The organism is Agromyces sp. CCNWLW213 (assembly GCF_037199545.1).
Classification (GTDB): Bacteria; Actinomycetota; Actinomycetes; order Actinomycetales; family Microbacteriaceae; genus Agromyces.
In genome coordinates, this window is record NZ_JBBBDX010000001.1 from 37311 (window position 1) to 56352 (window position 19042).

Annotated in this window: 19 protein-coding genes; 10 read left to right on the forward strand and 9 right to left on the reverse strand. The window is 71.8% G+C overall.

Annotated elements, in window-relative coordinates:
- Positions 1 to 11: 11 nt before the first annotated feature.
- Genes WBQ80_RS00230 through idi form a run of 7 tightly spaced genes read right to left on the reverse strand, consistent with a single transcriptional unit; the run spans position 12 to position 5728 of the window.
- The gene (locus WBQ80_RS00230) at positions 12 to 914 is read right to left on the reverse strand and encodes a prenyltransferase (RefSeq protein ID WP_337282430.1); all 903 of its coding nucleotides are present in this window, start codon (positions 912 to 914) and stop codon (positions 12 to 14) included.
- Between the two features lie 5 nt (positions 915 to 919).
- Positions 920 to 1285, reverse strand: a complete 366-nt coding sequence (locus WBQ80_RS00235) for a lycopene cyclase domain-containing protein (RefSeq protein WP_336572744.1) — start codon at positions 1283 to 1285, stop codon at positions 920 to 922.
- Entirely contained in the window at positions 1282 to 1656 is a 375-nt protein-coding gene (locus tag WBQ80_RS00240) for a lycopene cyclase domain-containing protein (RefSeq protein ID WP_336572745.1), read from the reverse strand. Before WBQ80_RS00240 ends, WBQ80_RS00235 begins: the two co-directional genes overlap by 4 nt.
- On the reverse strand, positions 1653 to 3266 hold the full coding sequence (gene crtI / locus WBQ80_RS00245) for a phytoene desaturase family protein (protein WP_337282431.1): 1614 nt from the start codon (positions 3264 to 3266) through the stop codon (positions 1653 to 1655). The genes WBQ80_RS00240 and crtI overlap by 4 nt, the downstream gene beginning before the upstream one ends.
- On the reverse strand, positions 3263 to 4150 hold the full coding sequence (locus tag WBQ80_RS00250) for a phytoene/squalene synthase family protein (protein ID WP_336572748.1): 888 nt from the start codon (positions 4148 to 4150) through the stop codon (positions 3263 to 3265). The genes crtI and WBQ80_RS00250 overlap by 4 nt, the downstream gene beginning before the upstream one ends.
- Positions 4147 to 5193: a polyprenyl synthetase family protein gene (locus tag WBQ80_RS00255; protein ID WP_336572749.1), complete on the reverse strand. Its 1047-nt coding sequence runs from the start codon at positions 5191 to 5193 to the stop codon at positions 4147 to 4149. The genes WBQ80_RS00250 and WBQ80_RS00255 overlap by 4 nt, the downstream gene beginning before the upstream one ends.
- On the reverse strand, positions 5186 to 5728 hold the full coding sequence (gene idi / locus WBQ80_RS00260) for an isopentenyl-diphosphate Delta-isomerase (RefSeq protein WP_336572750.1): 543 nt from the start codon (positions 5726 to 5728) through the stop codon (positions 5186 to 5188). The genes WBQ80_RS00255 and idi overlap by 8 nt, the downstream gene beginning before the upstream one ends.
- A 142-nt stretch (positions 5729 to 5870) precedes the next feature.
- On the opposite strand from idi, the gene WBQ80_RS00265 reads away from it, so the two are divergent.
- From WBQ80_RS00265 to WBQ80_RS00285, 5 genes are all read left to right on the forward strand, one after another.
- Positions 5871 to 6338: an NUDIX hydrolase gene (locus WBQ80_RS00265; protein WP_336572751.1), complete on the forward strand. Its 468-nt coding sequence runs from the start codon at positions 5871 to 5873 to the stop codon at positions 6336 to 6338.
- A gap of 9 nt (positions 6339 to 6347) precedes the next feature.
- Positions 6348 to 6962, forward strand: a complete 615-nt coding sequence (locus tag WBQ80_RS00270) for a CDP-alcohol phosphatidyltransferase family protein (protein WP_336572752.1) — start codon at positions 6348 to 6350, stop codon at positions 6960 to 6962.
- 17 nt (positions 6963 to 6979) lie between these two features.
- Positions 6980 to 7480, forward strand: a complete 501-nt coding sequence (locus WBQ80_RS00275; RefSeq protein ID WP_442892720.1) for an FHA domain-containing protein — start codon at positions 6980 to 6982, stop codon at positions 7478 to 7480.
- A complete protein-coding gene (gene ftsR / locus WBQ80_RS00280; RefSeq protein ID WP_336572753.1) occupies positions 7477 to 8169 on the forward strand; it encodes a transcriptional regulator FtsR in 693 nt (230 codons plus the stop codon). Before WBQ80_RS00275 ends, ftsR begins: the two co-directional genes overlap by 4 nt.
- Before the next feature lie 107 nt (positions 8170 to 8276).
- On the forward strand, positions 8277 to 8831 hold the full coding sequence (locus tag WBQ80_RS00285) for a MerR family transcriptional regulator (protein WP_336572754.1): 555 nt from the start codon (positions 8277 to 8279) through the stop codon (positions 8829 to 8831).
- 108 nt (positions 8832 to 8939) lie between these two features.
- Here WBQ80_RS00285 and WBQ80_RS00290 read toward each other — a convergent pair whose 3' ends face one another.
- The gene (locus WBQ80_RS00290) at positions 8940 to 9779 is read right to left on the reverse strand and encodes a ParA family protein (RefSeq protein WP_336572755.1); all 840 of its coding nucleotides are present in this window, start codon (positions 9777 to 9779) and stop codon (positions 8940 to 8942) included.
- A gap of 79 nt (positions 9780 to 9858) precedes the next feature.
- Between WBQ80_RS00290 and WBQ80_RS00295 the strand changes: the two genes are divergently transcribed.
- From WBQ80_RS00295 to def, 3 genes are all read left to right on the forward strand, one after another.
- Positions 9859 to 13263, forward strand: coding sequence for a pyruvate carboxylase (locus tag WBQ80_RS00295; RefSeq protein ID WP_336572756.1), 3405 nt, complete (start codon positions 9859 to 9861; stop codon positions 13261 to 13263).
- 182 nt (positions 13264 to 13445) lie between these two features.
- Positions 13446 to 14648, forward strand: coding sequence for a MinD/ParA family ATP-binding protein (locus tag WBQ80_RS00300; protein ID WP_337282432.1), 1203 nt, complete (start codon positions 13446 to 13448; stop codon positions 14646 to 14648).
- 13 nt (positions 14649 to 14661) lie between these two features.
- Positions 14662 to 15153: a peptide deformylase gene (gene def / locus WBQ80_RS00305; protein WP_336572758.1), complete on the forward strand. Its 492-nt coding sequence runs from the start codon at positions 14662 to 14664 to the stop codon at positions 15151 to 15153.
- 100 nt (positions 15154 to 15253) lie between these two features.
- On the opposite strand, the gene WBQ80_RS00310 is transcribed toward def, so the two are convergent.
- A complete protein-coding gene (locus WBQ80_RS00310; RefSeq protein ID WP_336572759.1) occupies positions 15254 to 17089 on the reverse strand; it encodes an AMP-dependent synthetase/ligase in 1836 nt (611 codons plus the stop codon).
- Between the two features lie 144 nt (positions 17090 to 17233).
- Here WBQ80_RS00310 and WBQ80_RS00315 point away from each other — a divergent pair, with 144 nt between their 5' ends.
- Positions 17234 to 18196, forward strand: a complete 963-nt coding sequence (locus WBQ80_RS00315; RefSeq protein WP_336572760.1) for an ROK family glucokinase — start codon at positions 17234 to 17236, stop codon at positions 18194 to 18196.
- 34 nt (positions 18197 to 18230) lie between these two features.
- Positions 18231 to 18920, forward strand: a complete 690-nt coding sequence (locus WBQ80_RS00320; protein WP_336572761.1) for a lysophospholipid acyltransferase family protein — start codon at positions 18231 to 18233, stop codon at positions 18918 to 18920.
- Positions 18921 to 19042: the final 122 nt, after the last annotated feature.

Sequence of the window (19042 nt, forward strand, 5' to 3'; positions counted from 1 at the left end):
TACGCACGAGGTCAGCGGACCAGCGCCCACCAGATCATGAGGAGCGTCACGGCGAAGCCGACCGCGTAGTTGATGAGGATGAAGTGGCGCCAACCGCGGTTGGAATCGCCCGACGCGGCATCCGTCACCGAACGGTACGGCCAGGCCGCCCAGAGGTAGGGCAGCACGAGCAGCCCCGCCAGCGGCCCGGGCCATTCGGTTGCGAGCATCAGGAGACCGGCCGCCATCCAGAAGGCGAGCGCCAGCCGGACCGTCGCGGCGGCACCGAACGCGGTCGCGATCGACGCGATGCCCGCCTCGCGGTCAGGGACCACGTCCTGCACGGCGCCGAACGCATGGCTGGCGATGCCCCAGAGGAAGAAGGCCGCGAGGAGCGCGACGAGCGGCCACGTGAACTCGGCGCCGGCGACCGCGAGCCCGTAGACGGCCGGGCTCACGAAGTGCGTGCTCGACGTGACCGAGTCCAGGAACGGCCGCTCCTTGAACCGCAGGCCGGGCACGGAGTAGGCGAAGACCGCGAACAGGCTCACCGCGAGCACCGCCCACGACGATGGGTGCGACGTGCCCGCGAGCCACAGCATGGCGACGAGCAGGGGTGCCGCCGTGATCACGCCCGCCCACACCACCGCCCGGTGCAGCCCCGGGTCGAGCAGCGCGCCCTCGGCACCGCCCTTGCGCGGGTTGCGCAGGTCGGACTCGTAGTCGAACACGTCGTTCACGCCGTACATCAGCAGGTTGTACGGCACGAGGAAGAAGAGCGTGCCGACGACGAGCAGCGCGTCGACCGCACCGGTCGTGAGCAGGTAAACCGAGGCGAAGGGGAACGCGGTGTTGATCCAGCTGACGGGCCGCGACGAGAGCACGACCTGGCCGATCGCGTGGCGCGTGCCGCGCGCGGTGCGCGTCGCCTCCATGCCGGTCATCCTCGTCCCTCCGTGTGCTCGATGCCGTCGCCGGCCGCGGCCGGCGCGGAACGCCCGGGCCACCGGCGGACCGCGACCCGCCACGCGGCCGGCAGCAGGAGCACGCCCGCGATCGGATAGAGGAAGTCCTCGATCGGCGCGAGCCCGATGGTGACGCCCGAGCGTTGTCCGTCATCGTACGCGACGATCCCGGTGCCGATGATGACGGAGTCGAACACGGCCGTGAGCACGACGAGCGCGGCGGCGGCCACGAGGGTCGCGATGCGGCGGCGTCGGGCCGCGCGGAGCTCGCGTGGGCGCCACGCCCAGGCCGCGAGCACCGCCACGAGGAGGAACGGCAGGCTCATCAGCGCGTACGTCATCGCGCCGCTCCCGACGGGGGTCCCGCGTCGGCGACGGATGCCGCGGCGCGGTCGTCCCTCGCCTGCAGCATCCGCTCGACCCCCAGGACCAGCACGAGGGTCAGGTAGCAGAGGAAGAAGAGGAACACGGGCTCCTCGAGCGGCAGCTCGGGCGCGAGCTCGATGCCCGTCACGATGCTCGAGTCGCCGCGGAAGAACACGCCCAGCACGATCCCGGCGGCATCCCACAGCAGGAAGAAGGCGAGGCCGACGCCGATCGTCACGGCCGCCGCGATCGGCGCCCGCCAGAACACCAGCCGCCAGCGCGCGTCGATGAGGGCCATGCAGCCGATCACGACGAGCAGTCCCGCCAGGTAGGCGAATGCCGTCATGCGAGCGTCGCGCCCGGCCCGGCCGACTCGAGGGCGTCGGATGCCGCGGGCTCGGCGATCGGGCCCGCGGAACGATCGCCGCGCACCCGCTTCAGTACGTTCTCGGCGCTGATGAGGCACATCGGCAGGCCGATGCCCGGCACCGACGACCCGCCCGCATAGTAGAGGCCCTCGACACGTCGCGACGCGTTCGTGCCGCGGAGGAACGCGCTCTGCCGGAGCGTGTGCGCCGGTCCCAGCGCGCCGCCCTGCCACGAGTTGAGGTCGTCGGCGAAGTCGGCCGGGCCGATGGTGCGCCGCACGACGGTGCGCTCGGCGAGGTCGGGCACCCCGGCGACCTCGGCGATGCGGGCGATCGCCCGGTCGGCCGTCTCCTCGACGAGGCGGTCGCCCGCGCCGTCGAGCCCGCCGCTTCCGATCGCGACGTCGGCGGGAACGGGGATGAGGATGAACAGGTTGGTGTCGCCCTCGGGTGCGACGGTCGGATCGGTCGCGCTCGGCTTGCACACGTAGAACGACGCCGGGTCCGGCACGTGCGGGTCCGACCCGAAGATCGCCCCGAAGTTGCGCTTCCAGTCCTCGGTGAAGAACAGGGTGTGGTGCGTCAGGCCGGGCACCTCGCCGCGGACGCCGAGGAGCGCGAGCACGGCCCCCGGCCCGGACGTGCGCCGCCGCCACCACGACTCGGGATAGGTCTGCGCCTGGCGGGGCAGCAGCTCGGTCTCGGTGTGGTGCAGGTCGGCCGCCGACACGACGCGATGGGCCGGTGCGACGACGGTGCGCCCCGATGCGTCGCGGAAGCGTGCGCCGGCGACCGCGGGCTTCGCGTCGCCGGAGAGCTCGATCGACTCCACCCGGGCGCCCGTCACGATCTCGACTCCCGCAGCGCGGGCGACCGCCGCGATCCGGTCGATCAGCTCGGCGAACCCGCCCTGCGGGTAGAACACGCCCTGCTGGAGGTCCATGTGGCTCATCAGGTGGTACATCGCCGGAGTGGCATCCGGCGACGACCCGAGGAACACCGCGGGGTACCCGAGGACCTGCCGCAGCCGGCGGTCGCGCACCGCCTGGCCGGCGAAGCGGTCGAGCGGGGTCATGAGCAGCTTGGCCAGCCGCCCCGACTGCCGGAGCACCTCGCCGGTGAGCAGTTCGCGCGGGTCGTCGAAGTTGGTGTAGAGGAATCGGCGACGCGCGATGTCGTAGGCCGATTCCGCCGAGTCGAGGTAGTGCTCGAGCGCGCGCCCGGCGCCCGGCTCGATCGACTCGAACAGGGCGACGTTCTCGGCCCGGGTGGGACGGATGTCGACGGGGTCGGCGAACCCCTCGGCGTACACGCGGTAGCCCGGATCGAGGCGGACGAGGTCGAGCTCCTCTGCGGCGCTCGTGCCGAACAGGCGGAAGAAGTGGTCGAACACCTCGGGCATGAGGTACCACGACGGCCCCGTGTCGAACCGGAACCCGTGCCGTTCCCACCGGCCGGCCCGCCCGCCCAGCTCGTCGCGAGCCTCCAGGAGGGTGACGCGGTGCCCGTCACGTGCCAGCAGCGCGGAGGTCGCCAGCCCGGCGATGCCTCCGCCGATCACCACGATGCGCTCGGATGCGCCGATCATCGCCTGTTCCCTCCCGTGCCCAGTGCGGACCGGACCGCGATGGCGAGCTTCTCGCCGTCGGGCACGCGGATCCGCGTCGCCATGATGTCGGATGCCGGGGTCGACCGGCAGCGTGCCGTCAGGCTCGCGAAGAGCCCGTGCGCGGCGGCGACCGCGGACCGTGCGCGTCGCGGCAGCTCCGGCAACGCGTTCCGCGCGATGTCGAGGTCGCGGTCGATGTCGTCGAGGATGACGGTCTTGTCCTCCTCGGTGAACGCCTCCGGGTCGACGCCCGGGAAGTAGTTCCGTCCGAGCGTGCGCCAGTCCACGGCCAGGTCGCGGAGGAAGTTGATCTTCTGGAACGCCGCGCCGAGGTGCACGGCACCGCGCTCGAGTCGTGCGCGTCGCGCGTCGTCGACCGGTTCGTCGACGAGGAATGCGGCGAGGCACATGAGCCCCACGACTTCGGCCGAGCCGTGGATGTACGGTGCGATCTCGTCCGGCGCGAATTGCGCCGGATCGAGGTCGCGCCGCATCGAGGCGAAGAACGGCCGGGTGAGCTCGACGCCGAAGCCGGTCTCGCGCGCCACCTTCGCGAAGGCGTGGACGACGAGGTTCGCCGAGTAGCCGCGGTCCATCGCGCGTTCGGTGTCGGCCTCCAGCCCGTCGAGCACCTCGTGGAGCTCCTCGAGCGTCAGGCCCGCCTCGGCCGCGGCGCCGTCGACGATCTCGTCGGCGATGCGCACGAGCGCGTACACCGAGCGGATGCGGCGACGCGTGTCGGCGTCGAGCAGCCTGGCCGCCGCGCCGAACGAGGTCGAGTAGCGGGCGATGACGGTCGCCGAACCGGCCTCCGCGGCATCCGTGTACCGCTCGAGCAGGCCCATGTCGGAGCGCCGGCTCATCGCACGCGCTCCATCGCGCGCTGCGCGAAGTCGCCGAGCTCGGAGCGGAGCTCGACCGGCAGGTCGGCGGTGTCCAGCTCGTAGCGCGCCAAGGTGACGTGCTCCTCGGCGAGCGCGGTCGCGGCCTCGCGGGCGCCGCATTCGAGCAGCGCGGCGCGGAGCTCCGCCGCGGCCGCCTCGTCGAGTGTCGGGTCGCCGAGCCGCTCGGCGATGCGCGGCCAGGCGGCGGTGGTGGCCGCGTGCGCGATGAGCGCGGTGCGCTTGCCCTCGCGCAGGTCGGCCGAGGCCGACTTGCCGGTGACGGACGGGTCGCCGAACACGCCGAGGACGTCGTCGGTGATCTGGAAGGCCACGCCGACGAGGCGTCCGAAGCGGCAGAGGGCGGACACGACGTCGGGCCCGGCGCCCGCGAGCACCGCACCGGCGGCGAGGGGCGCCTCGAAGGAGTAGACCGCGGTCTTCTGCTCGAGCGTCGCGAGGACGGCCTCGATGGCCGGAGTCGTGCCTCGCAGCGAGCCCGTGACGTCGGCGAGCTCGCCCGCGGCCGAGATGAACACGGCGCGATCGAGGATGTCGAGGAGCGACTCCCGGCGGTCGGACGGGATCGGCAGCATCGCGATCTCGCGGTGGGCCCGGCTCAGGGCGAGGTCGCCGGCGAGCACCGCCGCTGTCTCGGCCCAGACGCCGCTCGCGTGCTCGTCCGCGCCGTGCTCGAGCGCGCGGGCCCGGAACCGGCCGGCCACGTTCGGCGCGCCGCGTCGGATGGTGTCTCGGTCGATGAGGTCGTCGTGGATGAGGAACGCCGTGTGGAGCAGTTCGAAGGCGAGCGCCACCCGCGTCGCGATCGCGCGGTCCGCGCCGCCGAACCCGCGGTACGCCGACCACACCAGTCGAGGGCGCACGCGCTTGCCGCCCGTGCTCTGCTGCTCGATGGACTCCCACAGCGCCGCGTAGTGCGCGCCGTAGGCGCCCGCGCGGTCGCGGGCCTCGGCGAAGAACGTGCGGAGTTGGTCGTCGATGGCGGAGTCGAGCAGTTCAGGCACGGAAGAGCTCCAGTTCGCGGGCCTGGAGGACGAGCCAGGGGCTGAACGCCCAGGGCGCCGCGGCCACGGCCGTCGCGAGCGAGCGCGGGTCGACCCAGCGGTACTCCGCCACCTCGCGGGGGTTGGGGTCGGGTTCGCCGCTCGTCGTGGCGACGTACACCGGGCACACCTCGTTCTCGACGATGCCGCTGGCGTCGGTCGCCCGGTACCGGAAGAGGGGCAGCGCGAGGTCGACCGAGTCGATCTCGAGCCCGAGCTCGAAGTCCGCGCGCCGGTGGACCGCGTGCAGGAGGGGCTCGGCCGGCTTGGGGTGGCCGCAGAAGGAGTTGGTCCACACGCCCGGCCAGGTCTGCTTGGCGATCGCGCGACGCGTGATGAGCACCTCGCCGATCGGGTTGACCACATGGCAGGAGAACGCGAGGTGGAGTGCGGTGTCGGGCCCGTGCACGGCGCTCTTCGGCGCACGGCCGATCGGCGTGCCCGACTCGTCGAGGAGCACCACCTCGTCTTCGACGGTCTCGGTCGTCTGCGGCATGCGTGCCTCCTCCTCGCTGCGGGCGATGTGCGCGGACCCGTGCGGATCGTGGGATCGAAGCTAGCAGTGGCCCGATCCTCCCGGAACAACCGAAAGTTGGACCAACCGAGACGGGCCCGCCCGGTTCGGGCATGCTGGAGGAATGACGGGCGAGAGCGGCGACGGATGGGTGCACGGGCCCGACGGCGCCCGCTACTGGGGCCGGTTCGGCGCCGCCGGGCTGCTGCTCGTCGACCCGGAGGGCGCCGTCCTGCTCCAGCACCGCGCCGCGTGGAGCCACTTCGGCGGAACGTGGGGCATCCCCGGGGGCGCTCGGCACGTGGGGGAGTCGGCCTTCGACGCGGCCGTGCGCGAGGCGACCGAGGAGACGGGTCTTCCCCCGGGCCTGGTCGTGCACCGGTTCGAGAGCGTGCTCGACCTCGGCTTCTGGTCGTACACGACGGTCGTGGCCGACGCGGTGCAGCGCTTCGAGCCCCGGATGACGGACCCCGAGAGCATCGCCCTGAGGTGGACCCCCATCGACGACGTCGAGCTCCTCCCGCTGCATCCGCGATTCGCCGAGGCCTGGCCGGCGTTGCGGGCACGCGTGCGACCGGGTGGCGATCGCTAGGATCGAGACGTGGCGGGACGGAGCGTGGGGGCGCAGGTCTGGACGATACCCAACGTCCTCTCGATGCTGCGGCTGCTCCTGGTGCCCGTGTTCCTCGTCCTCGTCGTCCGCGGCGCCTACGTGGCCGCGCTCGTCGTCCTGGTCGTCGCGAGCCTCTCCGACCTGCTCGACGGCTACCTCGCGCGGCGGTTCGACCAGGTCACGCGCCTCGGGCAGCTCCTCGATCCCGCCGCCGACCGCCTCTACATCTTCGCCGCGCTCGTCGGCCTCGCGGCGAACGGCCTCGTGCCCTGGTGGATCGTCGTGGTCATCGTCGCCCGCGACGTCATGCTCCTCGTGCTCGGCGTCGTGCTGGCGAACCACGGCTACGGGCCGCTCCCCGTGCACCAGCTCGGCAAGGCGGCGACCTTCGCGCTGTTCTTCGGCGTCCCCGTGATCATGCTCGGGCTGGCGTTCCCGGCCGCGCAGCCGGTCAGCGAACCGCTCGGCTGGGCGGTGACGCTCTGGGGTGCGTTCCTCTACTGGTGGGCGGGCGTCATCTACGCCATCGAGACGGTGCGGGTGGTGCGGATCCCGCGTGCATCCGGGCCCGCCGCATCCGATACGCTGGAGCAGGGAGGTTAGCGGTGGCGGATTCCGACATGACCCAGGCCGGTGCGAACGGTGAGGAGCGGGAGCCCTCGACCGCGACCTCGGCGCACGAGCTCGGCGGTGCGAACGACACGACGATGGGCTTCAGCCGCGAGGCCGCAGCCCAGCTGAGTGCACTCGACGCCGACATCAGCGCGGCCGAGCAGGAGGCGATCAACGCCCTGCCGTCCGGCTCCGCGCTGCTGATCGTGCGTCGCGGGCCCAACGCCGGCGCGCGCTTCCTGCTCGACACCGACGTCACCACCGTGGGCCGGCACCCCGACGCCGACATCTTCCTCGACGACGTCACCGTCTCGCGCAAGCACGCCGAGTTCGTCCGGCACCGCACCGCGTTCGAGGTGCGCGACCTGAATTCCCTGAACGGCACCTACTTCGACGGCGTGCGCATCGAGACCGCGCTCCTGAGCGATGGCGCCGAGGTCCAGATCGGCAAGTACCGGCTCACCTTCTACGCGTCGCGTCGCGACCTCGCGCCGGCGGGCACGGGGTGACCGAGGGCGCCGCGACGCGGCGTCAGGTCCACGCCCCGCCGCTGTTCGGCATCGGTCAGGTCCTCGCGAAGCTCCAGCCGGAGTTCCCGGAGCTGACTCCCTCCAAGCTGCGCTTCCTCGAGGAGCAGGGCCTCGTCACGCCCTCGCGCACCGCGGCGGGCTACCGCAAGTTCTCGCCCGCCGACATCGAGCGACTCGGCGTCGTGCTGTCCATGCAGCGCGATCACTACCTTCCGCTCAAGGTCATCCGCGCGCACCTCGAGGCGGTCGATCGCGGTGAGACCCCGGCCCTTCCCGGTGCCGCGAGCGGCGCGACCGTCCGCGCCACCGCCAACCGCTACACGCGGGCCGAGCTCGTGCGGGCGGCCGCCGCGACGCCGAAGCTGCTCGACGACGCGATCGCCGCGTCGCTCATCCGCCCGGCCGAGGTGTACGGCGACGACTCGCTCGAACTGCTCCGCGCGCTCGCCGCGCTCCGCGGCGTCGGGATCGAGCCGCGACACCTCCGCGGGCTGCGGGGTGCGGCGGAGCGCCAGGCCGCGCTCATCGACCGTGCGATCGCGCCCGAGCGCCGCCGCGACGCGGCGGGGCGAGCCCGGAACGACGAACGCGCGGGCGAGCTCGCCGGCCACCTCGCGGCGGTGCACGCGAGCGTCCTGCGGCAGTCGCTCGGCCGTTCGTCCGACTGACGGCGACACGCCGTGACGTTCGGCCCGATGTCCTCGACTCGGGTGCCCGCCGTGGGTAGCGTGGAATCCGCGCCGCCGCGGCGCCGACGACAGTGAGGGGCGATGGGATGACCGAGCTCGATCGGAGCGAACGAGCACGCTACGACCTCGGCCTGCTCTTCACCGACGGCCTGCCGGAGCACGACGACGGCACGGGCTATCGCGGGGCGGTCGCCGCACGCGCGGCCGGCATCAGCTACCGCCAGCTCGACTACTGGGCTCGCACGCAGCTGGTCGAGCCGACGGTTCGCGGTGCGGCCGGTTCCGGATCCCAGCGGCTGTACGGATTCCGCGACATCCTCGTGCTGAAGCTCGTGAAGCGGCTGCTCGACACCGGCATCTCGCTGCAGCAGATCCGCATCGCCGTCACGCAGCTCCGCGAGGCCGGCATCGACGACCTCGCCCAGACCACGCTCATGAGCGACGGCGCGAGCGTCTACCTCTGCACCTCCGACGACGAGGTCATCGACCTCGTGAACCGCGGCCAGGGCGTGTTCGGCATCGCCGTGGGCAAGGTCCTCCGAGAGGTGGAGTCGACCCTCGTCGAGCTCGACACCCAGGCGACCGAACACGTCGACGAACTGGCCGCGCGACGCAGCCGAGCAGCGCGCAAGATCTCGTAACGCGGCGTCATCCGCCGACCGGATGCCGCGCCCGCGCGGGCACCCGTCGGAAGGCCGCGGCCGCGCTCGTCCGGCGCAGTGCGCCGCGAGGGCCGCGGCGTCCGTTCGTCAGCGCGAGGGGGAGTCGATCTCGAGGCGCTGCGGCGCGCCGCCGAACTCGCCGATCCGCGCGGTGCGGAGCACGCGCTCGAGCAGCTGGTCGAAGTGGTGCGACATCTCTTCCGCGCTCTCGCCGGGCCACATGTGCAGCGGCTTCGCCGCGCCCTGCGCCTGCTGCAGCGACGTGCGCTCGGGCAGCTGCGGGCTCAGGACGAGGGGGCCGAACATGTCGCGCAGCTCCTTGATGCGGAACTGGTGCTCGAGCGACTGGACGCGGGCGCGGTTCACGATGATGCCGAGCGGTTGCAGGCGCGGGGAGAGCCCCCGGCGGATCTCCTCGATCGCCCGGAGGGCGCGGTCGGCCGCGGCGACCGAGAAGAGGCCCGGCTCGGTGACGACCGCGACGCGGTCGCTCGCGGCCCAGGCCGTGCGCGTGAGCGCGTTCAGCGACGGTGCGCAGTCGATCAGCACGAGCTCGTAGTCGGCCTCGACGTTGGCGAGCGCCTCCTCGAGCTTCCAGATGTCTCGGATCGACGGGTGCGGGCCGTCGTAGTTGATGGCCGACGGGCTGCCGATCATGACGTCGATGGTCGACTGCGGGTTCGAACGCGCCCAGCCGCTGGGGGCGATCGCCGAGCGCACGATCTTCTCCTTCGGCGAGGCGAGCACGTCGGCGACGTTCAGGTGACCGGCGACCTGGATGTCCATGCCGGTCGAGACGTCGGACTGCGGGTCGAGGTCGACGACCAGCGTGCGCACGCCGCGGGCGAACGCCGCGGACGCCAGCCCGAGCGTGACGGTCGTCTTTCCGACGCCGCCCTTCAGGGAACTGACCGAGAGAACGTGCACGAGCGAATACGTTACCGTTACTCGCGGAGCGATACCTAAATGTTCGCTGTGCGGAGAACCCCCGTCCGGAAAGGCCTGCATGTTCGAGAAGATCCTGGTCGCCAATCGCGGTGAGATCGCCATCCGGGCGTTCCGAGCCGCCGTCGAACTCGGTGCGAAGACCGTCGCCGTCTTCCCCTACGAGGACCGCAACTCGCTCCACCGCCTGAAGGCGGACGAGGCGTACCAGATCGGCGAACCGGGCCACCCCGTCCGGGCGTACCTCGACGTGTCCGAGATCATCCGCGTGGCCAAGGAGTCCGGCGCCGACGCCATCTATCCCGGCTACGGGTTCCTCTCCGAGAACCCCGAGCTCGCCCAGGCCGCATCCGACGCCGGGATCACCTTCATCGGACCGCCCACGCGCGTGCTCGAGATGGCGGGCAACAAGGTCACCGCGAAGGAGCAGGCGATCGCGGCCGGCGTGCCGGTCCTGAAGTCGACCGACCCGTCGCGCGACGTCGACGCCCTGCTCGCGCAGGCCGCCGAGATCGGGTTCCCCATCTTCGCCAAGGCGGTCGCGGGCGGCGGCGGCCGCGGCATGCGGCGCGTCGACCGGCCGGAGGACCTCCGCGGAGCGCTCGAGGAGGCCATGCGCGAGGCCGACAGCGCGTTCGGCGACCCGACGATGTTCCTCGAGCAGGCCGTCCTGCGTCCGCGCCACATCGAGGTCCAGGTGCTGGCCGATGCCACGGGCGAGACCGTGCACCTCTTCGAACGCGACTGCTCGGTCCAGCGCCGCCACCAGAAGGTCGTCGAGATCGCGCCCGCGCCGAACCTCGCCGACGAGACCCGTCAGTCGCTCTACCGCGATGCCGTGGCGTTCGCGAAGTCCATCGGCTACGTCAACGCCGGCACCGTCGAGTTCCTGCTCGACACGGCGGGCGAGCGCGCCGGCCAGCACGTCTTCATCGAGATGAACCCGCGCATCCAGGTCGAGCACACCGTGACCGAGGAGGTCACCGACGTCGACCTCGTCGTCGCGCAGATGCGCATCGCGGCGGGCGAGCGTCTCGACGACCTCGGCCTCACGCAGGATCGGATCCACCTGCGCGGCGCAGCGATCCAGTGCCGCATCACGACCGAGGACCCCACGGCGAACTTCCGTCCCGACACCGGGAAGATCACGACCTACCGGTCGCCCGGCGGCGCCGGCATCCGCCTCGACGGCGGCACGGTCAACCCGGGAGCGCAGATCAGCCCGCACTTCGACTCGATGCTGGCCAAGCTCATCTGCCGCGGCCGCGACTACCAGCAGGCGGTGACCCGCACGAAGCGCGCCCTCGCCGAGTTCCGCATCCGCGGCGTCTCGACGAACATCCCCTTCCTGCAGGCGGTCCTCGAGGACCCGCAGTTCACGTCGGGCGACCTCAGCACCTCCTTCATCGACGAGCGTCCGCAGCTCATGCGCGGCCGCGTCTCGAAGGACCGCGGCACCAAGATCCTCAACTGGCTCGCGGATGTCACGGTGAACCAGCCCAACGGGCCGGCGCCCACGACGGTCGCGCCCGTCGACAAGCTGCCGGAGATCGACCTCGCCCAGCCCGCCCCGAGCGGGTCGCGCCAGCGGCTGCTGGAGCTCGGTCCGGCCGGCTTCGCAGCGGCGCTCCGGGCGCAGACGCCGCTCGCGGTGACCGAGACCACGTTCCGCGACGCCCACCAGTCGCTCCTCGCGACGCGCGTGCGCACCCGCGACCTCGCGGCGGTCGCCCCGTACGTCGCGCGGATGACGCCCGAGCTGCTCTCCGTCGAGGCGTGGGGCGGCGCGACGTACGACGTCGCGCTGCGCTTCCTCGGCGAGGATCCCTGGGAGCGCCTCGGCACGCTTCGCGAGGCGCTGCCGAACCTCAACATCCAGATGCTCCTGCGCGGGCGCAACACCGTCGGGTACACGCCGTACCCCACCGAGGTCACCGACGCGTTCGTGCAGGAGGCGGCGTCGACGGGCGTCGACATCTTCCGGATCTTCGACGCGCTGAACGACGTCTCCCAGATGCGCCCCGCGATCGATGCCGTGCTCGCCACGGGCAGCGCGGTCGCCGAGGTCGCCGTCTGCTACACCGGCGACCTGCTCGACCCGGCCGAGGACCTCTACACGCTCGACTACTACCTGCGCCTCGCCGAGGACATCGTCTCGGCCGGCGCGCACATCCTCGCGATCAAGGACATGGCCGGCCTGCTCCGGCCCACCGCGGCCGAGCGGCTGGTCGCCGCCCTGCGCGAGCGGTTCGACCTCCCCGTGCACCTGCACACGCACGACACCGCGGGCGGGCAGCTGGCCACCCTGCTGGCCGCGAGCCGCGCGGGCGTCGACGCCGTGGACGTCGCGAGCGCCCCCATGGCGGGCACGACGAGCCAGCCTTCCGCGTCGTCGCTCATCGCCGCGCTCGCGCACACCGAGCGCGACACGGGGATCTCGCTCGACGCCGTCTCCGACCTCGAGCCGTACTGGGAGGCGGTGCGCCGCCTGTACCGCCCGTTCGAGTCGGGGCTCCCCGGACCGACGGGACGCGTCTACCACCACGAGATCCCCGGCGGCCAGCTGTCGAACCTGCGGCAGCAGGCGATCGCGCTCGGCCTCGCCGACGACTTCGAGCTCATCGAGGACATGTACGCGGCGGCGGACCGGATCCTCGGCCGCGTTCCCAAGGTGACGCCGTCCTCGAAGGTCGTCGGCGACCTCGCGCTGCACCTCGCCGCGGTGAAGGCGGACCCCGCCGACTTCGAGGCCAACCCGGAGAAGTACGACGTCCCCGACTCGGTGATCGGCTTCATGGCCGGCGAGCTCGGCGACCTGCCGGGCGGCTGGCCCGAGCCCTTCCGCAGCAAGGTGCTGGCCGGCCGCGACGTGCGCGTGGGCGTCACCGAGCTCACGCATGCCCAGCGCCGGGGTCTCGAGACCCCGGGGCGGGATCGGCAGGAGTTGCTGAACTCCCTGCTCTTCCCCGCCCCGACCCGCCAGTTCGAGCAGATCCGCGAACTGTTCGGCGACCTCTCCGTCGTCGACACGGCCGACTACCTGTACGGGCTGCGCCCCGGCGCCGAGCACGTCGTCGAGATCGCCAAGGGCGTCCGGCTCTACGCGGGACTCGAGGCCATCGGCGAGGCCGACGACAAGGGCATGCGCACGGTCATGACCATCCTGAACGGGCAGTTGCGGCCGGTGTTCGTGCGCGATCGCAGCATCACCGTCGAGGCCCGCGCGGCCGAGAAGGCCGACCAGTCCCAGCCCGGACACGTCGCCGCCCCCTTCTCGGGCGTGGTGACGCTGCAGGTCGAGGCGGGCGCCGAGGTCGCGGCCGGGCAGGCCGTGGCATCCATCGAGGCCATGAAGATGGAGGCCGCGATCACCTCGCCCATCGCGGGAGTGGTCGAACGCGTCGCGATCCCGAGGACCCAGCAGGTCGAGGCGGGTGATCTGCTGGTCGTCGTCCGGCCGCTGTAGGCTGGCTCCATCCCGAACTGGTGGGCGTTCCGCACTGACGAGGAGGGGAATCGGTGGCTGAGCACGACGATTCGGAGAGCACCAGGCGTCGCGCATCACGTTCAACCCGTCGAGGAGCGGGCTCCGATCCCTCGGCAGATCCGGTCGTCCGGGTCGACCTGCCGCCTCCGCCACCGCCCGAGATGCCCGACGACGAGGTCGCCGTGGCGATCGACGACATCGCGGTCGATCCCGGCGACCTGGCCGTGTCGGCGGCGACCACCTCGGTCGAGCTGCGCGATCCCGCGCTGTCGCGAGGCAGCCGGCGGCACGGCGCCTCGCCGTACGGCGCCCTGCTCGCCGCAGACGAGACCCGGCTGCGGCGCGAGCGCGTGACGACCGACACCGGCTCCCACGTCGCGATCGTGGACGACGAGGGCGCCGATGTCGCCGTCGGCGTGCCCGAGACCCCAGACTCGCTCACCGCGGACCGGCTGATCGACGTCACCCGCACGACGCGTCCGGCGCCCCAGGGCGGCCTGAACCGCTTCCTCTACGACGCCACGTTCCACCTCGTGAACCTCGGCGATTCCGCTCGCGTGCGCGCGCATCGCGCGATGAGCGAGCGGATCCAGCGGCGGCTCGAGGGCGGTGCGCGCTTCGTGCCCGTGCTCACCCGCAAGGGCGGAGTCGGCAAGACCACGGTCACCGCGCTGCTCGGGATGGCGCTGGCCGATGCGCGCGACGACCGGGTCATCGCCATCGACGCGAACCCGGACCGCGGCACGCTCGCCGAGCGCATCGACCGCCAGACGCGCGAGACCGTGCGCGACGTCGTGGCGAAGGCGCGTTCGATCACGGGCTACACCGAGTTCTCCGAGTTCGTGTCGCGCGACGAGACCCGGCTCGACATCCTCGCGTCCGACACCGATCCGCACCTCGCCGAGGCCTTCGACGCCGCCGACTACGAGGTCGTCGCCGACCTCGCCGCACGGTACTACTCGCTCGTGCTGACCGACTGCGGCACGGGGATCGTGCATTCGGTGATGCGCGCGACGCTCGAGCGCGCGGACTCGATCGTCGTGGTCTCGGGCGGCAGCGTCGACGAGGCCCGGCTCGCGAGCGAGACGCTCACCTGGCTCGAGGCGAACGGCTACGGCGACCTCGTCGCCAATGCGGTGGTCGCCATCAACCTGGCGACCCAGGGCACCCATCTCGTCAAGGTCGACGAGATCGAGGCCCACTTCCAGTCGCGCGTGCGCGAGATCGTGCGGATCCCGTACGACCCGCAGCTCGCGGCGGGCTCGGTGGTGCACTGGCGCGACCTGCGCCCGGTGACCCAGTACGCCGCCCGCGAACTCGCCGCCCTCGTGGTGGAAGGCCTGCCCGCCGAACGCGGGCACTGATCTCGGAGCACCATTGCCGGAACGTCCTATTCGCCTGTTCGGCGACCCTGTCCTGAAGACCGTCTCAGCACCCGTCGAGCAGATCGACGACCGGGTGCGCGCACTCGTCGACGACCTCGTCGACAGCGTCCGGCTGCCCGGGCGCGCCGGGGTCGCCGCACCGCAGATCGGCGTGAACCTGCGCGTGTTCAGCTACAACGTCGACGGAGACGTGGGCTACATCATCAATCCGCACGTCGTGGAGGTGTCGGGTGAACCGGAACTACTCGACGAGGGCTGCCTCTCGGTTCCCGGGCTCTGGCACAAGACGCCGCGGCATCCGTTCGCCCGGGTGCGCGGCACCGACCTCGAGGGCAACGAGATCGAGCTCTCCGGGACGGGCCTCATGGCGCAGGCGCTCCAGCACGAGGTCGATCATCTCGACGGGCTGCTGTACCTCGATCGGCTCGAGAAGGAGGAGCGCCGGGCGGCGATGCGCGCAGTGCGCGAGTCCGACTGGTTCTGATCCGGCGGAACGCCCCTGGATCGTTCCGACCGCCGACGGCGAAGGGCCCCGTGGATCGCCACGGGGCCCTTCGCTGCGCCGGTGCGGGGCCGGCCTCGGGTCACTGCACGATCGAGTGCCCCTCGGTCGCCGGGGCCCCGGAGTACATGCCCTCGATCTCGGCGGCGAAGTCCTCGAGGATGACGTTCCGCTTGATGCTCATCTTGGGCGTCAGGTGCCCGCTGGCCTCCGTGAACTCGATCGGGAGGATGACGAACTTCCGGATGGACTCCGCGCGCGAGACATGCTCGTTCGCCGCGTCGATGGCGCGCTGGACCTCGGCGTGCACCGCGGGGTGCCGCCTCGCCTCGTCGAGGCTCATGCCCGCGTCCTCGCCGTGGGTGTTGAGCCACACCGGGAGCATCTCGGGGTCGAGCGTGACGAGCGCCGAGATGAAGGGCTTCTGGTCGCCGACGACGACGACCTGCCCGACGAGCGGGTTGGCGCGGATCGGGTCCTCGAGCGCGGCGGGAGCGACGTTCTTGCCACCGGCGGTGACGATGATCTCCTTCTTCCGGCCCGTGATGGTGAGGAAGCCGTCGGAGTCGAACGTGCCGATGTCGCCGGTCTTGAACCAGTCGCCGTCGAACACCGCGGCGGTCGCCTCCGGGTTCTTCCAGTACTCCTTGAAGACGTTGATGCCCTTGACCTCGATCTCGCCGTCGGCGGCGACGCGCACCGAGACCCCGGGGAGGGCCGGACCGACCGTGCCGATCTTCGACTTCGTGACCAGGTTCACGGTGGCGGGCGCCGTGGTCTCGGTGAGCCCGTAGCCCTCGAGGATGGTGATGCCGAGCGCGTGGTAGAAGTGGCCGAGGCGGGGGCCGAGGGGGGCGGAGCCCGAGACGGCGTACTTGACGTTGCCGCCCATCGCCGCCCGCAGCTTGGAGAAGACGAGGCGGTCGAAGAGCCGGAACTTGAGCTTGAGCCCGAGCGGGATCTTGCCGCCGGCCTCCTGGGCCGTCGAGTAGGCGACCGCCGTCTCGGCCGCGGCGTGGAAGATCTTGCCCTTGCCGCCGGCCTCGGCCTTCTGCTCGGACACGTTGTAGACCTTCTCGAACACGCGGGGGACCGCGAGGAGGAAGGTCGGCTTGAAGCTGCCGAGCGAGGGGAGCAGCTGCTTGGTGTCGGGCTGGTGGCCGACGCGGACGCCGGCGTGGACGGAGAGCACGGAGATGAAGCGCGCGAAGATGTGCGCCGTGGTGATGAACAGGAGCGTCGAGGCGCCGTCGGGGTCGAGCACGACCTCCTTGAGCGCAACCGCGGAGTTCCGGCAGAGCTCGACGAAGTTCGAGTGGGTGAGCACGCAGCCCTTGGGCTTGCCGGTCGAACCGGACGTGTAGATGAGGGTGGCGATGTCCGAGCCGACGGCGAGGTTGCGCCGGCGCTCGATCTCGTCGTCGGGGACGTCGCCGCCCGCGGCGGAGAGCTTGTCGAGGTCGCCCAGGTCGATCTGCCAGACGTTGCGGATGGCGGGGAGGTCGGGGTGCACCTCGTCGAAGCGCGCGAAGTGGTCGGCGGTCTCGACGATGACGGCGATCGAGCCCGAGTCGCCGAGGTTCCACTTGACCTGGGACGGCGAGCTCGTCTCGTAGATCGGCACGAGGACCGCTCCGGCGAACCACACGGCGAAGTCGATGAGGGTCCACTCGTAGCGGGTCTTGCACATCAGCCCGATCTTGTCGCCGGGCTGGATGCCCGCCGCGACGAGGCCCTTGGCCAGTCGCACGACCTGCTCGTGGAACTCCCGCGTCGTGACCGGGCTCCACCCTCCGTCGGCGGTGGGCAGGGAGAACAGCACCGAGTCGGGCGTCGCCTTGGCGCGCTCGACGAGCAGGTCGGTGGTGTTCGCATCCGGGTCCGCTGGGACCAGCGGCGCTGTGGCGAATTCGGTCACGGTAGCTCCTTCGGCACCGGGAGGTCGCACACGCTTCGGGGCCGCGCGAACCTCGGCATTGGGGTTGACTACACTCTAGTCGGTGCTGCGCGGCGAGTCCGCTGCGGTTCCGCATCCCCGACCCCTCCGGAAAGGCAGTCCGACGTGCACGCGATCGGGATCGACATCGGCGGCACGAAGATCGCCGGGGCAGTCGTCGACGAGCTCGGCGCCATCGTGCGCAGCGAGCGCGTCCCGACCCCGGCGGGCGACTCGGTCGCCCTCGAGGACGCGGTGGTCGAGATGATCCGCAGCCTGTCGGAGGGTGCGCCCGTCCCCGCGGTCGGGGTCGCCGCCGCGGGCTTCATCGATGCGGCGCAGTCGACGGTGTACTACGCCCCGAACATCGACTGGCGCAACGAGCCGTTCCGCGAGAAGCTCGAGGCGCGCGTGGGCACCACCGTCATCGTCGAGAACGACGCGAACGCGGCGGGCTGGGCGGAGTTCCGGTTCGGCGCCGGGCGGCTGGTGAGCGACATGGTGATGCTCACCATCGGCACGGGCGTCGGCGGCGCGATCGTGGCCGGCGATCGCCTGTTCCGAGGCGGGTTCGGTGCGGGCGCCGAGCTGGGTCACCTCCGCGTGGTCCCGGGCGGCATCGCGTGCGGCTGCGGCCAGCACGGATGCCTCGAGCAGTACGGTTCGGGCCGGGCGCTCCTGCGCATGGCGAACGAGATCGCCGACGCCGGCGGCATCGGCCAGGCGCTCGCGCGTGCCCGAGACGAGCACGGTGCGCTCGACGGCGCCGTCGTCGGCGGGCTCATCGCCGGGCACGACCCGGGCGCGCTGGCCGCGCTCCGGCAGCTCGGGCGATGGCTGGGCGAGGCGGCCGCGAGCCTGTCGGCAGTGCTCGACCCGCAGCGGTTCGTCTTCGGCGGCGGGGTCGCCGTCGCCGGGGAACTGCTCCTCGCCCCGGTCCGCGAGGCGTTCCTCGAGCACCTCCCGGCTCGGGGCTACCACCCGGAGCCCGACTTCGTCATCGCCGAGCTGGTCAACGACGCCGGCGTCGTCGGGGCCGCGGACCTCGCGCGGCTCCGGGTCGAGGAGCACGCCCGACCCCGGGGTTAGGCTTGCAGGCGCGCGCAAGGGACGGAGGACGCCGGTGTTCTACTGGATCATGAAGCACATCGTGATCGGCCCGATCCTCCTCGCGATCTTCCGTCCGTGGGTCGTGGGGCTCGAGCACGTCCCGAAGCAGGGACCCGTCATCCTCGCCTCCAACCACCTGTCGTTCATCGACTCGATCTTCCTGCCGCTCGTCGTCGACCGCCCGGTCGTGTTCCTGGCCAAGAGCGAGTACTTCACCGGCAAGGGGCTCAAGGGGTGGGCGACGCGGGTGTTCTTCCAGGCGGCGAACCAGCTGCCGATCGATCGCTCCGGCGGCAAGGCCTCCGAGGCGTCCCTCAACACCGGGCTCCGCGTCCTGGGCGAGGGCAGCATCCTCGGCATCTACCCGGAGGGCACGCGCAGCCCCGACGGCCGGCTCTACCGCGGCCGCACGGGCGTGGCCCGGATGGTGCTCGAGGCCGGGGTGCCCGTCGTGCCGGTCGCGATGATCGGCACCGCCGAGGTCATGCCGATCGGCACGCGACTGCCGAAGGTGCGCCGTGTCGGGATCGTGTTCGGCGAGGCGCTCGACTTCAGCCGGTTCGAGGGCATGGAGGGCGACCGCTTCGTGTTGCGCTCCGTGACGGACGAGCTCGTCTACGACCTGCGGGCGCTCAGCGCGCAGGAGTACGTCGACGTCTACGCCAGCTCCGTGCGGGAGCAACGCGCCGCGCAGTCGCGGTAGGCTGGCGAGACGGCGTCGCGACGCGGCGCCGATCTCGTTCCTCCCCGCGCCCCGTGCGCCCGAACCCTCCAGGACAGCCAAGTGGTACAGCTCGTCGAGCCCGTCGTGAACGCAGATCCCTC

Coding starts and splice junctions, on each gene's coding strand:
- WBQ80_RS00250 (WP_336572748.1), bottom strand. CDS start 4,150: ATGAGCCGGCGCTCCGACATGGGCCTGCTCGAGCGGTACACGGATGCC.
- WBQ80_RS00285 (WP_336572754.1), top strand. CDS start 8,277: ATGACCGAGCTCGATCGGAGCGAACGAGCACGCTACGACCTCGGCCTG.
- WBQ80_RS00300 (WP_337282432.1), top strand. CDS start 13,446: ATGCCCGACGACGAGGTCGCCGTGGCGATCGACGACATCGCGGTCGAT.
- idi (WP_336572750.1), bottom strand. CDS start 5,728: ATGCCGCAGACGACCGAGACCGTCGAAGACGAGGTGGTGCTCCTCGAC.
- WBQ80_RS00275 (WP_442892720.1), top strand. CDS start 6,980: ATGACCCAGGCCGGTGCGAACGGTGAGGAGCGGGAGCCCTCGACCGCG.
- WBQ80_RS00230 (WP_337282430.1), bottom strand. CDS start 914: ATGGAGGCGACGCGCACCGCGCGCGGCACGCGCCACGCGATCGGCCAG.
- WBQ80_RS00295 (WP_336572756.1), top strand. CDS start 9,859: ATGTTCGAGAAGATCCTGGTCGCCAATCGCGGTGAGATCGCCATCCGG.
- WBQ80_RS00240 (WP_336572745.1), bottom strand. CDS start 1,656: ATGACGGCATTCGCCTACCTGGCGGGACTGCTCGTCGTGATCGGCTGC.
- crtI (WP_337282431.1), bottom strand. CDS start 3,266: ATGATCGGCGCATCCGAGCGCATCGTGGTGATCGGCGGAGGCATCGCC.
- WBQ80_RS00265 (WP_336572751.1), top strand. CDS start 5,871: ATGACGGGCGAGAGCGGCGACGGATGGGTGCACGGGCCCGACGGCGCC.
- WBQ80_RS00235 (WP_336572744.1), bottom strand. CDS start 1,285: ATGACGTACGCGCTGATGAGCCTGCCGTTCCTCCTCGTGGCGGTGCTC.